At 62.4% G+C, this 16,932-nt stretch carries 12 protein-coding genes; 11 read left to right on the top strand and 1 reads right to left on the bottom strand.

What is annotated here, in order from left to right:
• Positions 1–11 precede the first annotated feature (11 nt).
• Genes AB4O36_RS11630 through AB4O36_RS11615 form a run of 4 tightly spaced genes read left to right on the top strand, consistent with a single transcriptional unit; the run spans position 12 to position 3,317 of the window.
• Entirely contained in the window at positions 12–1,331 is a 1,320-nt protein-coding gene (locus tag AB4O36_RS11630) for an MFS transporter (RefSeq protein ID WP_460141813.1), read from the top strand.
• Positions 1,328–1,990: a DsbA family protein gene (locus AB4O36_RS11625; protein WP_460141812.1), complete on the top strand. Its 663-nt coding sequence runs from the start codon at positions 1,328–1,330 to the stop codon at positions 1,988–1,990. The genes AB4O36_RS11630 and AB4O36_RS11625 overlap by 4 nt, the downstream gene beginning before the upstream one ends.
• Positions 1,987–2,310, top strand: a complete 324-nt coding sequence (locus tag AB4O36_RS11620; RefSeq protein WP_460125167.1) for a Rieske (2Fe-2S) protein — start codon at positions 1,987–1,989, stop codon at positions 2,308–2,310. Before AB4O36_RS11625 ends, AB4O36_RS11620 begins: the two co-directional genes overlap by 4 nt.
• On the top strand, positions 2,307–3,317 hold the full coding sequence (locus AB4O36_RS11615; RefSeq protein ID WP_460141811.1) for a YeiH family protein: 1,011 nt from the start codon (positions 2,307–2,309) through the stop codon (positions 3,315–3,317). The genes AB4O36_RS11620 and AB4O36_RS11615 overlap by 4 nt, the downstream gene beginning before the upstream one ends.
• 662 nt (positions 3,318–3,979) lie before the next feature.
• Here AB4O36_RS11615 and AB4O36_RS11610 read toward each other — a convergent pair.
• Complete coding sequence (locus tag AB4O36_RS11610) at positions 3,980–5,002, bottom strand: AraC family transcriptional regulator (protein ID WP_460141810.1); 1,023 nt, start codon at positions 5,000–5,002, stop codon at positions 3,980–3,982.
• A 344-nt stretch (positions 5,003–5,346) separates the two neighbouring features.
• Here AB4O36_RS11610 and AB4O36_RS11605 point away from each other — a divergent pair, with 344 nt between their 5' ends.
• The 7 genes from AB4O36_RS11605 to AB4O36_RS11575 all read left to right on the top strand — a co-directional run bounded on the left by AB4O36_RS11605 (position 5,347) and on the right by AB4O36_RS11575 (position 16,914).
• Positions 5,347–5,913 carry an RBBP9/YdeN family alpha/beta hydrolase gene (locus AB4O36_RS11605; RefSeq protein ID WP_460125157.1) on the top strand — a complete coding sequence of 189 codons (567 nt, stop codon included), beginning with the start codon at positions 5,347–5,349 and terminating at the stop codon, positions 5,911–5,913.
• Positions 5,914–6,036: 123 nt separating this feature from the next.
• Complete coding sequence (locus tag AB4O36_RS11600; protein ID WP_460125154.1) at positions 6,037–8,040, top strand: DUF1302 domain-containing protein; 2,004 nt, start codon at positions 6,037–6,039, stop codon at positions 8,038–8,040.
• A 41-nt stretch (positions 8,041–8,081) separates the two neighbouring features.
• Positions 8,082–9,440 carry a DUF1329 domain-containing protein gene (locus AB4O36_RS11595; protein WP_460141809.1) on the top strand — a complete coding sequence of 453 codons (1,359 nt, stop codon included), beginning with the start codon at positions 8,082–8,084 and terminating at the stop codon, positions 9,438–9,440.
• A 400-nt stretch (positions 9,441–9,840) separates the two neighbouring features.
• Positions 9,841–10,914 carry a WD40/YVTN/BNR-like repeat-containing protein gene (locus AB4O36_RS11590; protein ID WP_460141808.1) on the top strand — a complete coding sequence of 358 codons (1,074 nt, stop codon included), beginning with the start codon at positions 9,841–9,843 and terminating at the stop codon, positions 10,912–10,914.
• 31 nt (positions 10,915–10,945) lie between these two features.
• Positions 10,946–13,465: an efflux RND transporter permease subunit gene (locus tag AB4O36_RS11585; protein WP_460141807.1), complete on the top strand. Its 2,520-nt coding sequence runs from the start codon at positions 10,946–10,948 to the stop codon at positions 13,463–13,465.
• A gap of 7 nt (positions 13,466–13,472) precedes the next feature.
• A complete protein-coding gene (locus AB4O36_RS11580; protein WP_460141806.1) occupies positions 13,473–15,251 on the top strand; it encodes an acyl-CoA dehydrogenase C-terminal domain-containing protein in 1,779 nt (592 codons plus the stop codon).
• Between the two features lie 13 nt (positions 15,252–15,264).
• On the top strand, positions 15,265–16,914 hold the full coding sequence (locus AB4O36_RS11575) for a fatty acid--CoA ligase (protein ID WP_460141805.1): 1,650 nt from the start codon (positions 15,265–15,267) through the stop codon (positions 16,912–16,914).
• Positions 16,915–16,932 lie beyond the last annotated feature (18 nt).

Raw genomic sequence — 16,932 nt, 5'->3', positions numbered from 1 at the left:
GAGGAGGCTGAATGGCCTTTCACCCAATCGCCGCAGACGACGATGTCGTCGCGGTCGCACGCCCATACGCCTGGATCGTCTTTGCGCTGACGTTCGGCCTGTTGATTTCCGACTACATGTCGCGCCAGGTGTTGAACGCCGTGTTCCCGCTGCTCAAGGGAGAATGGGCCCTGAGCGACGGTCAGCTCGGGTTGCTCAGCGGCATCGTTGCACTGATGGTCGGGCTGCTGACGTTCCCGCTGTCGCTGCTGGCCGACCGGTTTGGTCGGGTCAAGAGCCTGGCGCTGATGGCGCTGCTCTGGAGCCTGGCCACCCTGGGCTGCGCCCTGGCCCAGGACTATCAGCAGATGTTCGTCGCCCGGTTCATGGTCGGCGTCGGCGAAGCGGCCTACGGCAGCGTCGGCATTGCCGTGGTGATTTCGGTGTTCCCCAAACACATGCGCGCCACTCTGGCGAGTGCGTTCATGGCCGGTGGCATGTTCGGCTCGGTGCTGGGCATGGCCCTTGGTGGGGCCATCGCCGCCAAGCTTGGCTGGCGCTGGTCGTTCGCCGGCATGTCGCTGTTTGGCCTGCTGCTGGGTCTGCTGTACCCGATCATCGTCAAGGAGGCGCGCATCGCTCCGCAACGTGCAGCCCAGGCGGCCAAGGCGACAGCGCGGGTCAAACAGCCCTTGCGCACGCTGTGGTCGAGCCGTTCGGTGGTGGCGACATACGTCGCCAGCGGATTGCAGTTGTTCGTCGGCGGCACGGTGATGGTGTGGATCCCCAGCTACCTCAACCGCTATTACGACATGCCCACCGACAAGGCCGGTGGCATGGCGGCGGTCATCGTACTGTGCAGCGGCGCCGGGATGATCCTGTGCGGCATGCTCAGCGACCGGCTTTGCCGAAACGCCCCCGAGCGTAAGGTCAACCTGGCCATCGCGTTCTGCCTGGGCAGTTGCCTGCTGCTGTCGGCGGCGTTTGCCCTTCAGGCCGGGCCGTTGCAACTGCTGCTGATCTGCCTGGGCATGTTGATTGCCACGGGCACTACCGGCCCTTGCGGCGCCATGGTTGCCAACCTGACCCATTACTCGGTGCACGGCACCGCGTTCGCCACGCTGACCCTGGCCAACAACATGCTGGGCCTGGCGCCGGGGCCCTTCCTGACCGGGCGAGTGTCTGACCTGATTGGCCTGCATGCAGCGTTTCAACTGGTGCCGCTGGTCAGCCTCGGAGCTGCGGCGGTGTTCTTTTATGCCAGGTGTCATTACCACAAAGATATTGCCCGGCTGGCGGGTCAGAGCGTGCCTGAGCCTGTCAGTGAAGCCGGGCTAGAGGTGAAGTTGTGAGTCGTCGTTTACGTATTGATGTGTTTTTCGATTTCATCTGCCCCTGGTGCCTGATCGGCAAGCGTCAATTGGAGCATGCCCTGGTGCAGTTTCGCAGTCGGCACCCGGACGTACAGGTCACCACCATCTGGCATGGGGTGCAGTTGTTGCAGCAATTGCCGGTAGAAGGCGAGTCTTTCACCGATTTCTACCGAAAGCGCCTGGGTAATGCCGAGGCCATGACCCTGCGCCAGTCACAGGTACAGCAGGCAGCGGCGGCGGTTGGCCTGGCGATAGATTTGAGCCGCATTGCGACGATGCCCAACACTGGCGACGCCCATCGTCTGTTTGATCGCGTCAGCGTGACCGGCAATGAAACCCAGCGAGAAATGCTGCTCGAAAGGCTCTTCGCCGCCTACTTCTACAGGCGCGAAAACCTCGGGTGCCGTGAGACTTTGCTCGCCATCTGCCGGTCCTGCGGTATTGACCCGCAATCGGTGGCCGATTGTTTGAAGGGCGACGGTACCCCCTTTGGCGGAATGCCCGGCGCTCCCAGTGGGGTGCCGAGTTTCCAGATCGATCGCCGCATCACGGTGATTGGTGCGCAACCGGCCCAGGCGCTTCTGGGAGCAATGAGCGAAGCGTTGAAGGAAGGCATTCGCGAGCGCGAGTCGGCATGACCCGGCGCATTCCCGTGCCGGCCGGCAAATACCCGCAGGCCGGTGGCCGGGCACTGTTTGAATTCGAAGACAAAAGCCTGGCGTTGTTCAACGTCGACGGGCAACTGTTCGTCATCGACGACAGTTGTCCGCATCAAGGGGCGTCGTTATGCGGAGGGCGGCTTGATGGACAGGTCATCCAATGCTGCGCCCATGGGCTGCGCTTCGACCTGCGCAGCGGTTATCTGCTCAATTCCAATCTGGTCAAAGTCAACAATTATCCGGTCGAGATCATCGACGACCAGGCGTTCATCATTCTTTGCGAGGAGGCCGCGCCATGAGCGCCATTGCCCTGACCCGAATCCACAGCCGCACCCGCGAACTGGCCCCGGGTTTCATCGTCAGCCTGATCGTTGCTGCCGCGGCTTCGTTCCTGTCCGAACACTACGGTGCGCCGGTCATGCTGTTTGCGCTGCTGTTGGGCATGGCCCTGAATTTCCTGGCCGGGGAGGGCTCGTGCAAGGCCGGCATCGAGTTTACCGCACGCAGTGTGTTGCGCATTGGCGTGGCACTGCTGGGCATGCGTATCACCCTGGAGCAGATGGTGGCGCTGGGCTGGAAACCGGTGGCGCTAGTGGTGATTCTGGTGGTGGTGACCATCGGTGTGTCGGTGGTCGCGGCCAAGGCGCTGGGTTTTCAGCGACTGTTCGGCATGCTGACCGGTGGCGCGACGGCGATCTGCGGTGCTTCGGCAGCGTTGGCACTGGCGGCGGCGCTGCCTAACCATCCGCAGAAAGAGAAGGCCACGCTGTTCACCGTGATCGGGGTGTCCGCGCTGTCGACGCTGGCAATGATTGTCTACCCGATGATTGCCAACTGGCTGGCGTTGTCGCCGCAGGTGGCCGGCGTGTTCCTGGGCGCGACCATCCATGACGTGGCCCAGGTGGTGGGCGCCGGTTACAGCATGTCCACGGAAACCGGCGATACGGCGACGGTGGTCAAGTTGATGCGCGTGGCCATGCTGCTGCCGGTGATCGTCACGGCAGCGATGATCACCCGCCTGCAAGGCGCCGACCCCACCGGCAAGCGCCCGCCGCTGTTGCCGTGGTTCGCGGTCGGCTTCCTGATCCTGGCCTGCATCAACAGCACCGGATGGGTGGCGCCAGCGGTGCAGGGGTCGGTCAATGAGCTGTCGCGCTGGTGCCTGGTGGTGTCTATCAGTGCGCTGGGCATGAAGACCCAGCTCAAGGAGCTGGCGTCGGTGGGCATCAAGCCCATCCTGCTGATGGTGGGTGAGACGGTATTCCTGGTTGCGCTGGTGCTGGTGTTGCTGCACTGGGACGCGTGAATGGCAGGGCCTCATTGCGTCCCACCTCCTCGGCGCAATGAGGTTGTCGACTGGTGTTGCACACACCGGTTGTTTTGCGGCGACTGTACCAGCAGTCGCCGTTTTTTTGTTTTGTGCTTGACCCATTCCCTGTAGGAGCGGGCTTGCCCGCTAAATAATCCTGAGGCCGCCGCGGTGAATCAGGCTTCCCGCGTCATCGTTCACCACCATCGCGAGCAAGCTCGCTCCTACAGTGATTTGGGGTTGCCGCAAGAGCAAAACCTGTAGGAGCGGGCTTGCCCGCGAAATAATCCTGAGGCCGCCGCGGTGAATCAGGCTTTCCGCGTCATCGTTCACCACCATCGCGAGCAAGCTCGCTCCTACAGTGATTTGGGGTTGCCGCAAGAGCAAAACCTGTAGGAGCGGGCTTGCCCGCTAAATAATCCTGAGGCCGCCGCGGTGAATCAGGCTTTCCGCGTCATCGTTCGCCACCATCGCGAGCAAGCTCGCTCCTACAGTGATTTGGGGTTGCCGCAAGAGCAAAACCTGTAGGAGCGGGCTTGCCCGCGAAATAATTCTGAGGCCGCCGCGGTGAATCAGGCTTTCCGCGTCATCGTTCTCCACCATCGCGAGCAAGCTCGCTCCTACAGTGATTTGGGGTTACCGCAAGAATGGGGGTGGGCTCAGGAGTCCGCCGGTGCCTTTGGTTGTTTCTGCGCCGCGCGCCACGCGGCCGGCGGCATGCCGAACTGGGTGATGAACCAGCGGGTGAAGGAGCTGGCCATCGAATAGCCGAGCATGTCGGCGATGCGGCCGAGCGAGTAGCCGGGGTTGTCCAGGTAGCGCAGCACCAGGTCGCGGCGCACCTCGTTGATGAGGTCGTTGAAGACGCAGCCATCGTCCTTGAGGCGCCGTTGCAGGGTGCGCACGTTCATGCCCTGGCTCTGGGCAACCTGTTCGATGGTGGCGCGGCCCATGGGCAACAGCAGATAGACGGCCTTGCGCACCTCGAACAGCAGTGACGCACCGTCGTTGTTCTGCAACGAGTCGAGATAGTTTTGCGCATAACGGGCCATGGCCGGGTCGGCGGCAGGGTTGGGCATGTCCAGGCTGGCGTCGGGGCAGACGATACCGTTGAACTCGCTGCCAAACTCCAGGGTACAGCCGAACAGCCGCCGATGCAGTTGCAGGTTGTCCGGCGCCTGGTGCATGAAATTCACGCTGTAGGGGTGCCAGTGTGAACCCAGTACTGCGGCGCACAGGCGGAACATCACACCAATCGCCAGTTCCGTGGCCTGGCGGCTCGGCATCGGCGCTTCGGTCACCACCTCTTCACGAATGATCACCATTTTGCCGGCCTCTTCGATGAAGATCGCCAGCGAGTTGTTCATCAGGTGCCTGTATTGCACCACCACTGCCAGGGCGTCACGCAGTGTGCGTTGATGGCTGAGCAGAAGGCTGACCACGCCGAAGTCCGAGAGCTGGCGTGATTCGGCCATGCTCAGGCCGAAGGTCTGGCAGCCGGTGGCGGCCGCCGAATCTTCCAGCAGGCGCACGGCGGCATCGATGGAAATACGGGTCTCCGGCGCCTGCAATTGCGCCTTGCTCAAGCCGACACCGGCCAGTACGTCGCGTGGGTTGAACGACAGATACTGGGTGACCTCCAGGTAGTTGGTCAGGACGGCGGCGCGAACAAGCTTGGTCATGCGAAGTCTTCCCTGGGCCGGTTGTGAGCGTGGCGACTATAGCCAGCGCATCGGCGGTTGAACAGTTGCGAACGCACCGCCAACCGTCGTCCCGCGCAGCCTGGAATCATCGTTGCCTGGCGCGCCAGATAGCGCGCATCCATTGATTACAGCGGCCTGCAGCGCATTCGTCGAGGTATTTGACCAGCGGTCGACGGTTGTCGAATGGCGCGGGTTTGTCATGAAAAGAAAAGTGCATGACGTCCAATGAAAAGCGCCGGGGGCGGGGGCTCTTTAATGTCAGTCCTACAAGAAAGTACTGACCACCGAGTCAGTCAAATCACCGTGATAGCAAAGGTGTTGACGTGGACAAACTGCATACATCCGCCACCGTTCTGATCGTTCCCGGCTTGCGCGAGCATGTGGCCGAGCACTGGCAGACATTGCTCCAGGACCGCCTGGCCAAGGTTCGCAGTGTGCCGCCGTTGACGACCGACAAGCTCGACTGCATGGCGCGCGTTCGGGCGATCCAGCATGAAATCGAGCAGATCGACGGGCCGGTGATTCTGGTCGCCCACAGCGCTGGTGTGTTGATGGTCGCGCATTGGGCCGCGCATTACCGCCGGCCCATCAAGGGCGCGTTGCTTGCCGCACCACCAGACCTCGATGCTGTTTGGCCCCAGGGCTATCCATCCGCCGAATCCCTCGGCAGCCATGGCTGGCATCCGCTTCCACAAGCGCCACTGCCGTTTCCCAGCATCGTGGCGGCCAGTACCAACGATCACCTCGCCAGTTTTCCTGCCGTGACGCGCATGGCGCAAAACTGGGGCGCCGAATTGCTCGATCTGGGCGATGTCGGCCATCTCAACCCGGCCGCAGGATTTGGCCACTGGCAGCACGCCGAGGCACTCATCCTGCAGCTGGATCGCTAATACAGGAGCCGGACTGGCAACGCACCAGACGGCATTTGCCCTCACTCCTGAAACGCCAACCCCTGGTGGTCGGCGAGAGGGCGGCTGCGCTTAAAACAAAATAAAAATGGCGGAGACAACGCAATGCACAACACCAAGACTCACGGCTTCACCGGTTTACGCTACAGCTTGCTGGCCTCGGCCGTACTCGCCGCGATCATGCCCGCGGCCCACGGCGTCGAGATCGATACGGGAAACCCGGATTGGAACGTGCGCCTGGATAACACCGTCAAGTACAACTACGGCGTGCGCACCGAAAGCGCCGACAAGCGCATGTTGGGAACGCCGAACAACAACGACGGTGACTACAACTTCCGCAAGGCCGGCACCAACATCACCAACCGTGTCGACCTGTTGACCGAGATGGATGTGGTCTATCAGAACCACATGGGTTTTCGTGTCAGTGCCGCCAGTTGGTATGACAAGGCCTACGAGAACACCGGCTCCAATTCCAACCCGTTCGTCAACGGCAATGGCTCGACATCCGGCCTGGTCGCCAACGACCCGCGCCTGGCGGGCGTGACCCGTGACAACGTGGGTTTCGGCAGCCCGCACCTGAGCAACTACGCGCAGCGTTATTACACCGGCCCGTCCGGCGAAATCCTCGATGCCTTCGTGTTCTACAGCACCGAGGTCGGCGAGGAGTCGATGCTCAGCGTCAAGGCCGGCCAGCACAACGTGTTCTGGGGTGAAACCTTGCTCAACCCGGTGCACTCGATGAGCTACGGCCAATCGGGCCTGGACCTGGCCAAGCTTGCGGCGTCGCCGGGCACCGAAGCCAAGGAGCTGTTCGTCCCGCGTAACCAGCTGTCGATGTCGTTCACCGTCAACCCCGAGTTGACCGTCGCCGCCCAGTATTTTCTCGACTGGGACGCGGCTCGGCTACCGGAAGCCGGAACCTACTACGGCGGCTCCGACCTTGTGGGTTTCGGCGCGCAGTCGTTCCTGCTCGGCAACACTAACGCTGTTGTGCCTGGCAGCCCTCTGGGTTGTGGCCTGGCGCCGTGTAACGGCCTGACCAACGTTCGCCGCGGGCATGATCTGACGCCAGACAAGCGCGGCGACTGGGGCATCATGGCCAAGTGGTCGCCGGCCTGGCTGGATGGCACCCTGGGCGTGTACTACCGCGAAACCTCCGAAATCCTGCCGCAAGCGTGGCTCGATGCCCGAGGCCTGAGCTCGGCCAACGCCAACGGCACTCGCCCGGCGGGCCAGGTGCCGGCGGTAATCAACACCCTGAACTCGCTGAGCACCGCGACCTATCAACTGGCCTACGCCGATAACATCAAGATTGTCGGCCTGAGCCTGTCCAAGGACGTCGGCGGCATCAGCGTGGGCTCGGACCTCAACGTTCGGCACAACATGCCGCTGGCGAGTATCCCGGCAATCGTCAGCACCAACAGCCCGTTGGGCCTGGGCCAGGGGCTTGGCCTGCTGCCAGCCCGCACGGCGTCTACCGGCGTGGTCTACGACACCCCGGAAAAGGGCGACAGCATGAGCGCCACCGGTGACACCCTGCACTGGACGCTCAACGGCCTGATGACCCTGCCGAAAACGCCGGTGTTCGATTCCGCCACCGTGTTGGCCGAGCTGTATTACAGCAATCTGCTCAAGCTCGATAGCAAGAACGAGGCGCTCTACAAGGGCAAGGACAGCTATCACGGCATTGACGCGCCAACCCGTGACAACTGGGGCATCGCCGTCAACTTCACCCCGACCTGGTACCAGGTGTTCCCGGGCGTCGATCTCAACGCGCCAATGTCGGTCAACGTTGGCCTGGACGGCGTGTCGCCCGTTTCCGGCGGCGGTGCCAAGGACACCGGCAACTACGCCGTGGGCGTTGGAGCGGTTGTGTACAACAAATACTTCATTGACCTGAAGTACGTGGACTCTTTCGGCAAGACCGACAAGTGCGACGTCAGTGGCGTCAGCACCGGCCCCACCGGTGGTGACGGCTCCACGCCAAACGCTTTCAGCGGCAACCAGAACTATGCCTGCTACGCCGGCGGCTATTCGGCCTTTTCCGGTGGCGGTGCCACGACCGAAGACCGTGGTGCGGTGTACCTGACGATGAAAACCACTTTCTGATTCACCACTGGCTTGCGCACTGCAAGCAGGAGAACGTCAAGATGAAATTCGCCAAAACCCTGTTGGCCGCTTCACTGGCCATGGTCCTCGCCGCCCAGGCACAGGCCGCCGTATCCACCCAGGACGCTGCCAAACTGGGCAGCAACCTGACCCTGGTCGGCGCCGAAAAGGCCGGCAACGCCGACGGTTCCATCCCTGCCTACAGCGGTGGCCTGACCACGCCGCCGGCCGGTTTCAAGTCCGGTGACAGCATGCGCCCGGATCCGTTTGCCAATGAAAAGCCGGTGCTGGTGATCGACGGCAAAAACGTTGACCAGTACAAGAACCTGCTCAGCGCCACTACCGTGGAACTGGCCAAGCGTTTCCCGACCTTTCGTGTTGACGTTTACCCGACCCACCGCACGGTGTCCTTGCCTCAGGCCGTGCTGGACAACGGCGTGAAGAACGCCACTGGCGCCAAGTCCCTGGAAGGCGGGTTGGCCATCGACAACGTGCTGCCCGGCGTACCGTTCCCGATCCCGCAGTCGGGCAACGAAGCGATGTGGAATTTCCTGTTGCGTTATCAGGGCGTCAACATCAGCTCCAAATACGACTCCTGGAACGTCGACGCAGCAGGCGTGCCGAGCCTGGCGATCACCGGACAGGCGTTCATTTCCTACCCGATCTACGAAAACCTGGCGCAGCCGATCAGCAGCGCCGATGTGTACTACCAGATGAAACTCGCCTACACAGGGCCGGCTCGCCGGGCAGGCGAGGCGGTAATGCTCAAGGACGCCGCCAACCCGCTGCAACAGCCGCGCCGCGCCTGGCAATACCTGCCGGGGCAACGCCGCGTGAAGTTGGCACCGAACCTGGCCTATGACACCCCCAACCCGGGTACTGCGGGTGCGGGCACCTACGATGACGTGTTCGTGTTCAACGGAGCGCTGGACCGCTACGACTGGAAGCTGGTCGGCAAGCAGGAAATGATCATTCCGTACAACACCTACAAGCTGACCTACGCCCAGGACCCGAAAGCGCTGACCACCGCCAATCACCTGGCCAGCGACTACGTACGGTGGGAAAAACACCGCGTGTGGGTGGTCGAGGGCAACCTCAAGGCCGGTGCCCGCCACATTTACCAGAAACGTCGCTTCTACCTGGATGAAGACAGCTGGACCGCTGTGGCTTCCGACCAGTACGACGCCCGTGGCCAGTTGTACCGGGGCTCATTCGCCTTCCTCAGCCAGAGCTACGACAAGCAGGTCCCGGACTCCACGCCATTCATGATCTATGACCTGGTCGGCGGCTCCTACAACATCAACGGTGTGGTCGGGCCTTACGGTGGGATCAAGTACATCGATCCGCTTTCGAAGGCGCAATGGTCGGCGGAATCGTTGGCGGGCGCCGGGATCCGATAGCGTTCTCTGACGCCTGGATTGCTGTAGGAGCGGGCTTGCCCGCGATGGCGGTGTACCAGACACAGCAGGTTTGAATGTCCCGCCGCCATCGCGAGCAAGCTCGCTCCTACAAGGGAACCTGTATTTCTGTAGGAGCGAGCACGCTCGCGATGGTAGTCCAGGCACCGCGGGGTGTCAGGTAGCCAACGTTATCGTTGACCACCATCGCGAGCATGCTCGCTCCTACAGGGGATGCGTATTTGTGTGGGAGCGGGCTTGCCCGCGATGGTGGTCCAGGCGCCGCGGGGTGTCAGGTTGTCAGCGTCATCGTTAACGACCATCGCGGGCAAGCCCGCTCCCACAGGGGGCGTTGCCATTGGCGGGACGGTCCTTGTGGGTGATTTTCCGGAGAGGAAGCGGTATGGGTTCGAACAACAATTACCGGCGTCTGGTACTCGGCAGTTTGCTGGCGCTGGCGCAGGGCGTCAGCCAGGCCGCCGCGTATGTCGATGTGCTGGACCTGCCAGCCAAGACCAGTGCCCTGGCGACCAGCAGCCCGCTGTCCGGAACGACGCGGGCGGGCGAGCGCCTGGTTGCCGTGGGCCAGCGTGGCCACATCGTCTACAGCGATGACGGCGGCCGTCAGTGGCAGCAGGCTCAAGTACCGGTCAGTGCTGATCTGAATGCAGTGAGCTTTCCTGACGCCACCCAAGGCTGGGCAGTGGGCGGCGACGGCGTGGTACTGCACAGCAACGACGGCGGCAAGACCTGGGAAAAACAACTGGACGGACGCCAGATCGGCCCTCTGTTGGTCAAGCATTACCAGCAACTGGCCGCCGCCGAGCCGGACAACCCGCAATGGCCGCTATGGGTGGCCGAAGGCGAACGGATGACGGAGCAGGGCGCCGACAAACCGCTGCTGGATGTGTGGTTTGCCAACGAGCGCATGGGTTACGCGATCGGCGTGTTCAACCTGATTTTGCGAACCGACGACGGTGGTCGAAGCTGGACGCCATTCCAGGATCGCACTGACAACCCGCAGGGTTTCCACCTCAACGCGATCGCCTCAACCGGCGATGCGTTGTACATCGCCGGCGAGCAGGGTCTGTTGCTCAAATGGGATGACGCCGCGCAGCGCTTCGTCGCGCGACCGACGCCTTATCAAGGCAGCTTGTTCGGCGTGGTCGGCAAACCCGGCGAGGTGCTGGTCCACGGCCTGCGCGGCAACGTGCTGCGCAGTACCGACGGCGGCGCCAGTTGGGCAGCCCTCGACAGTGGCCTGCACGTGAGCATTACCGCCGGCGTTATCGACGCCCAGGGCAATTACCGTTTCTTCACCCAGGGTGCCAGGAGTCTGGTCAGCCAGGGCCGCGGGGCGCAGATGCGCCTCGTGCAGCAGGCCGAACCGGTGCCGGTGACCGGCGTCACTCGCGCCAGCGACGGCTCGCTGTTGCTGGTGGGCGGCCGTGGCGTGCGCACGCTGACAGTTGAATAAGCCTTCGAACCCTAACAACGAGAACCCGGACATGGGCAATATCAAACAAGAAAGCATGCCGGTGATCCGCGACCTGCGCGATTTCGACCGTCAATCCGGCAATGTGCTGGAACGCCTGGTGTTCAACTCGCGCCCGCTGTTCATGCTGCTCATGGCCCTGGCCACGGTGGTGTTGGGCTACATGGCCGTGACACGCCTGGAGCTGCGCCCCAGTTTCGAAAAGATGATTCCGCAGAGCCAGCCGTACATCCAGAATTTCCTGGAGAACCGCCAGTCCTTGCGCGGCCTGGGCAACTCGGTACGGGTGGTGGTGGAAAACACCCAGGGTGACATCTTCGACCCCGGTTATCTGGATGTGCTCAAACAGGTGAACGACAAACTGTTCCTCACCGAAGGCGTCGACCGTGCGTGGATGAAATCCCTGTGGAGCCCCGCGGTGCGCTGGACCGAGGTCACTGAAGAAGGCTTCCAGGGTGGGCCGGTGATGCCTGATACCTATCAGGGCCAACCGGAACAGATCGAACAGTTGCGCCAGAACATCTCCCGCGCCGGCATCGTCGGCAGCCTGGTAGCCAGTGACTTCAAGTCGAGCATGCTGATCGTGCCCTTGCTGGACAAGGCCACGGCCAGTGGTAAACGCCTGGACTACCGGGCGTTTTCCCAACTGATCGAGGAACAGCTGCGCGACCCGATCGAATTTGCCGGTGACAGTTCGGCGCGCAAGGCCGGGGAAGAGGGCAAAGGGCCGTACAAGGTGCGGGTCATCGGTTTCGCCAAGCTGATGGGCGACCTGATCGACGGGTTGATCGAGGTGATGATGTTCTTCGGCCTGGCGGTGGTGACGTCACTGGTGATCATCTACGCCTACACCCGTTGTGTGCGCAGCACCTTGCTGGTGGTCGGCTGCTCGCTGATCGCCGTGGTCTGGCAGCTCGGCATCGTCGCCTGGCTGGGCTATGCCATCGACCCGTATTCGGTACTGGTGCCGTTCCTGATCTTCGCCATCGGGGTGTCCCATGCGGCGCAGAAAATGAACGGGATCCTGCAGGACATCGCCCGTGGCACCCACCGCCTGATTGCCGCGCGCTACACCTTTCGCCGCCTGTTCATCGCCGGCGTCACGGCGCTGCTGGCCGACGCCGTTGGCTTCGCCGTGCTGATGCTGATCGACATCCCGGTGATTCGCGACCTGGCAATTACCGCCAGCATTGGCGTCGCGGTGCTGATTTTCACATCGCTGCTATTAATGCCCGTGGCGTTGTCGTACGTCGGCGTGGGTTCCAAGGCTGCCGAGCGTGCGCTGAAAATCGACAGCCGTGCCGATCGCCACAAGGGCTTTGGCCGGCTGTGGGACCTGCTGGATCGCTTTACCACGGCGAAATGGGCGACCGGTGCCGTGCTGGTCGCGGTGCTGATGGGCATCGGTGGCTTCATGGTCAGCCTGCACCTGAAGATCGGCGACCTGGAAAGCGGGGCGCCGGAGCTGCGTGCCGACTCGCGCTACAACCGTGACAACGCCTACATTACCAGCCATTACGCGCTGTCCAGCGACCTGTTTGCGGTCATGATCAAGACGGCCCCGGAAGGTTGCCTGAACTACAAGACGCTGATTCTCGCTGATCGGCTGGCCTGGGAACTGCAGCAGTCGCCCGGTGTGCAAGCCACGGCTTCGCTGGTCAATGCCGTGCGCCAGATCACCGCCGGCACCTATGAAGGCAACCCCAAGCTCAACAGCATCCAGCGCAACCAGGACGTGCTCAACTACGCGGCGCAGCAGGCGTCGGTCAATTCACCGGAGCTGTTCAACACCGACTGCTCGTTGATGCCGGTGATCGCCTTCCTCAAGGACCACAAGGCCGAGACCCTGGATGAGGTGGTGGCGATTGCCGAAAGCTTCGCCAGGGACAACAACAGCGACGATCGCCAGTTTTTGCTGGCAGCGGGTTCGGCGGGGATCGAGGCGGCGACTAACATCGTCGTGCGCGAGGCCAATCGCACCATGCTGTTTTACGTGTACGCCGCGGTCACGCTGTTCTGCCTGATCACTTTCCGTAGCTGGCGCGCCACTGTGGTCGCGCTGTTGCCCCTGGTGCTGACCTCGATCCTGTGTGAGGCGTTGATGGTGGCCATGGGCATCGGCGTAAAAGTCGCGACCCTGCCGGTGATCGCCCTGGGCGTGGGGATTGGCGTCGACTACGCCTTGTACCTGCTCAGCGTGCAACTGCACTTCCAGCGCCAGGGCCTGCCACTCACCCAGGCGTACCGCAACGCGGTGTCGTTCACCGGTCGTGTGGTCGGGCTGGTGGGCATCACCCTCGCAGCAGGCGTGGTGTGCTGGGTCTGGTCGCCGATCAAGTTCCAGGCCGACATGGGCATCCTGCTGACCTTCATGTTCCTGTGGAACATGCTCGGCGCGCTGATCCTGATCCCCGCGCTTTCCTACTTCCTGCTGCGTGAGCGCACGCCCATGACGGCGTCTGTCGGCAGCGCTGACCACATCGAAACCACCGAACGTCCCGGCATGGCCCAGGCCGTTAACACTTGCGAGTAAGTCACTAATGTCTGATTACAAAGCTCCCTTGCGCGACATGCATTTCGTCCTCAACGAAGTTTTCCAGGTGTCCAGACTTTGGGCCAAATTGCCCGGCCTGGCCGAGGTGATCGATGAGGAGACCGCCTCGGCGATACTCGAAGAAGCGGGCAAGATCAGCGGGGAGGTGATAGCGCCCTTGAACCGCGCCAGCGATGAACAGGGTTGCACCTGGAACAACGGCGTGGTCAGCGCTGCGGATGGATTCGCCGAGGCCTACCAGGCGTTTGCCGAGGGTGGCTGGGTCGGCGTGGGCGGCGATCCGCAATACGGCGGCATGGGCATGCCCAAGGCCATTTCGGCCCAGGTCGAGGAAATGGTCAATGCCGCCAGCCTGTCGTTCGGGTTGTACCCGATGTTGACAGCGGGCGCCTGCCTGTCGATCAAGGCACACGCCAGCGAGGCATTGAAGGCCACCTACCTGCCGAACATGTACGCCGGCACCTGGACCGGCTCGATGTGCCTGACCGAAGCCCATGCCGGCACCGACCTGGGCTTGATTCGTACACGGGCCGAACCGCAGGCTGATGGCAGCTTCAGGGTCAGCGGCAGCAAGATTTTCATTACCGGTGGCGACCACGACCTGACGGAGAACATCATTCACCTGGTCCTGGCGCGCCTGCCGGATGCACCGGCAGGGCCCCGTGGCATCTCGTTGTTCCTGGTGCCCAAGGTGCTGGTCAATGCCGACGGTTCGCTGGGCGAAGCCAACGCCTTGTCCTGCGGCAGCATCGAACACAAGATGGGTATCAAGGCGTCCGCCACCTGCGTGATGAACTTCGACGGCGCTACCGGCTGGATCGTCGGTTCATCGGGCAAAGGCCTGGCAGCAATGTTTACCATGATGAACTATGAGCGGCTGGGCGTCGGGATCCAGGGCCTGGCCCAGGGTGAACGGTCTTACCAGAACGCCGTCGCTTATGCTCGCGATCGCCTGCAAAGCCGGGCGCCGACCGGGGCGCAAGACAAGGGCAAGGCTGCCGACCCAATCATCGTCCACCCGGACGTTCGGCGCATGCTGCTGACCATGAAGGCCCTGAACGAAGGGGGCCGTGCGTTCTCCAGCTATGTCGCGCTGCAACTGGACACGGCCAAGTACAGCGAGGATGCCAACCAGCGCAGCCGCGCCCAGGACCTGGTGGCACTGCTGACACCGGTGGCGAAGGCCTTCCTCACCGACATGGGCCTGGAAACCACCTTGCACGGGCAAATGGTCTTCGGTGGCCACGGCTATATTCGCGAGTGGGGCCAGGAACAATTGGTGCGTGATGTGCGCATCACCCAGATCTACGAAGGCACCAACGGCATCCAGTCGCTGGACCTGCTGGGACGCAAGATCGTCGGCAGCGATGGCGCGCTGTACCGCCTGTTCGCGGCAGAAATCCGCCACTTCATCGCCCATGCCTGCGCTGACCTCGGTGAGTTCACCCGTCCACTCAATGCCGCGGTCGACACCCTGGACGAACTGACCGAGTGGCTGCTCGACAAGGCCCGCAGCAACCCCAATGAGATCGGCGCAGCCTCAGTCGAATACCTGCACGTATTTGGTTACACCGCCTACGCCTACCTGTGGGCCCGGATGGCCAAGGCCGCCATGAGCACGCATTCAACCGATGATTTCTACGCCAGCAAACTGGCCACCGCGCGTTTCTATTTCGCCCGCTTGCTGCCACGCATTCATTCGCTGAGCACGTCGGCCATGGCCGGCAGCGCCTGCCTCTTCGCCTTGCCAGCCGATCAGTTCTGAAGGGAAGCCCACCATGATGGCGACAAAAATAATTCCGCCTGCCGACGGCGCCCACGCCTATCCATTGCTCATCAAGCAATTGTTGCTGTCCGGCGTGCGCTACGAGCCGGGGCGGGAGATCGTCTACGCCGACAAGCTGCGCTACAGTTATCAAACCCTGAACCAGCGTATCCGCCGCCTGGCCAATGCGCTGACAGCCGCCGGGGTCAAGGCCGGGGACACCGTGGCCATGCTCGATTGGGACAGTCACCGCTACCTGGAGTGTTTCTTCGCCGTGCCGATGATCGGGGCGGTGCTGCACACGGTGAACATTCGCCTGTCGCCCGAACAGGTGTTGTTCACGATGAACCACGCCGAAGATGACCTGGTGCTGGTGCATGACGACTTCCTGCCATTGGTGGAGCAGGTTCGCGACCGCCTTGAAACGGTAAAAGGTTTCATCCGCTTGAGCGACGACCAGGCTGTCGAGACTGCGCTGCCTGTGTTGGGGGAGTACGAGCAGTTGCTGGCTGGCGCATCGGATCAGTATGACTTCGCCGACTTCGACGAGCATTCGGTGGCGACGCTGTTCTACACCACCGGCACCACGGGCGACCCCAAGGGCGTGTATTTCAGTCATCGCCAACTGGTCCTGCACACCCTGAACGCCGCTGGCACTCTTGGCGCCTACCAGGGGCAACCGCTGTTGCGTTCCGACGACGTGTACATGCCCATCACTCCGATGTTTCATGTGCATGCTTGGGGCGTGCCCTATGTGGCGACGATGATGGGGCTCAAACAGGTCTATCCCGGCCGTTACGAGCCCAACACCCTGGTCCGGCTGTTCCGTGAGGAGCAGGTCAGCTTCTCTCACTGCGTGCCGACCGTGCTACAGATGATCCTCAACTGCGAGGAGGGCAGCAAGACCCGCTTCGAAGGCTGGAAGATGCTCATCGGTGGCAGCGCATTGCCGTTGGGGATCGCCAGCGAGGCCAGCGCCCGGGGCATGAGAGTGCATGCCGGCTATGGCATGTCGGAAACCTGCCCATTGCTGTGCCTGACGCACCTGCGCGATGACGACCTGGCCCAACCTATGACCGAGCAACTGTTGACGCGCATCAAGACCGGCACGCCGATCCCGCTGGTGGATTTGAAGATCATCGACGCCCGCGGCCAGGAGGTGGCCCATGACGGCGAGTCCCTGGGTGAGGTCGTGGTGCGTGCACCCTGGCTGACCCAGGGTTACCTGAAGGAGCGGGAGAAGGGCGCCGAACTGTGGCAGGGCGGTTGGCTGCACACCGGTGATATGGCCTCGATCGACCCGCAAGGCTGCGTGGAAATCAAGGATCGAATCAAGGACGTCATCAAGACCGGAGGCGAGTGGATCAGCTCGCTGGAACTGGAAAGCCTGATCAGCGAACACCCGGCGGTGATGTCGGTCGCGGTGGTGGGCATTGCCGATGAGCAGTGGGGCGAGCGTCCGATGGCGATGGTGGTGTGCGAGGCAGGGCAGTACCTGGATCGCAAGCTGCTGGAAACTCATCTGCAAGCCTTTGTCGATGGCGGGCGCATCAACAAATGGGCGATCCCCAAGCAGTTCAAGTTCGTCGCCGATATCCCGAAGACCAGCGTTGGCAAGATCAACAAGAAGCTCATCCGCGAAAGCGAACTGAGCTCCCGTTGATCGCCTGAGCCGTCGCCC

This window comes from Pseudomonas sp. S2_E01 (assembly GCF_054668365.1).
The sequence above is the reverse complement of the archived record's forward strand: the minus strand, read 5'-3'. Positions and strand labels throughout refer to the sequence as shown.

Coding starts and splice junctions, on each gene's coding strand:
- AB4O36_RS11575 (WP_460141805.1), top strand. CDS start 15,265: ATGATGGCGACAAAAATAATTCCGCCTGCCGACGGCGCCCACGCCTAT.
- AB4O36_RS11600 (WP_460125154.1), top strand. CDS start 6,037: ATGCACAACACCAAGACTCACGGCTTCACCGGTTTACGCTACAGCTTG.
- AB4O36_RS11610 (WP_460141810.1), bottom strand. CDS start 5,002: ATGACCAAGCTTGTTCGCGCCGCCGTCCTGACCAACTACCTGGAGGTC.
- AB4O36_RS11595 (WP_460141809.1), top strand. CDS start 8,082: ATGAAATTCGCCAAAACCCTGTTGGCCGCTTCACTGGCCATGGTCCTC.
- AB4O36_RS11585 (WP_460141807.1), top strand. CDS start 10,946: ATGGGCAATATCAAACAAGAAAGCATGCCGGTGATCCGCGACCTGCGC.
- AB4O36_RS11630 (WP_460141813.1), top strand. CDS start 12: ATGGCCTTTCACCCAATCGCCGCAGACGACGATGTCGTCGCGGTCGCA.
- AB4O36_RS11590 (WP_460141808.1), top strand. CDS start 9,841: ATGGGTTCGAACAACAATTACCGGCGTCTGGTACTCGGCAGTTTGCTG.
- AB4O36_RS11620 (WP_460125167.1), top strand. CDS start 1,987: ATGACCCGGCGCATTCCCGTGCCGGCCGGCAAATACCCGCAGGCCGGT.
- AB4O36_RS11615 (WP_460141811.1), top strand. CDS start 2,307: ATGAGCGCCATTGCCCTGACCCGAATCCACAGCCGCACCCGCGAACTG.
- AB4O36_RS11580 (WP_460141806.1), top strand. CDS start 13,473: ATGTCTGATTACAAAGCTCCCTTGCGCGACATGCATTTCGTCCTCAAC.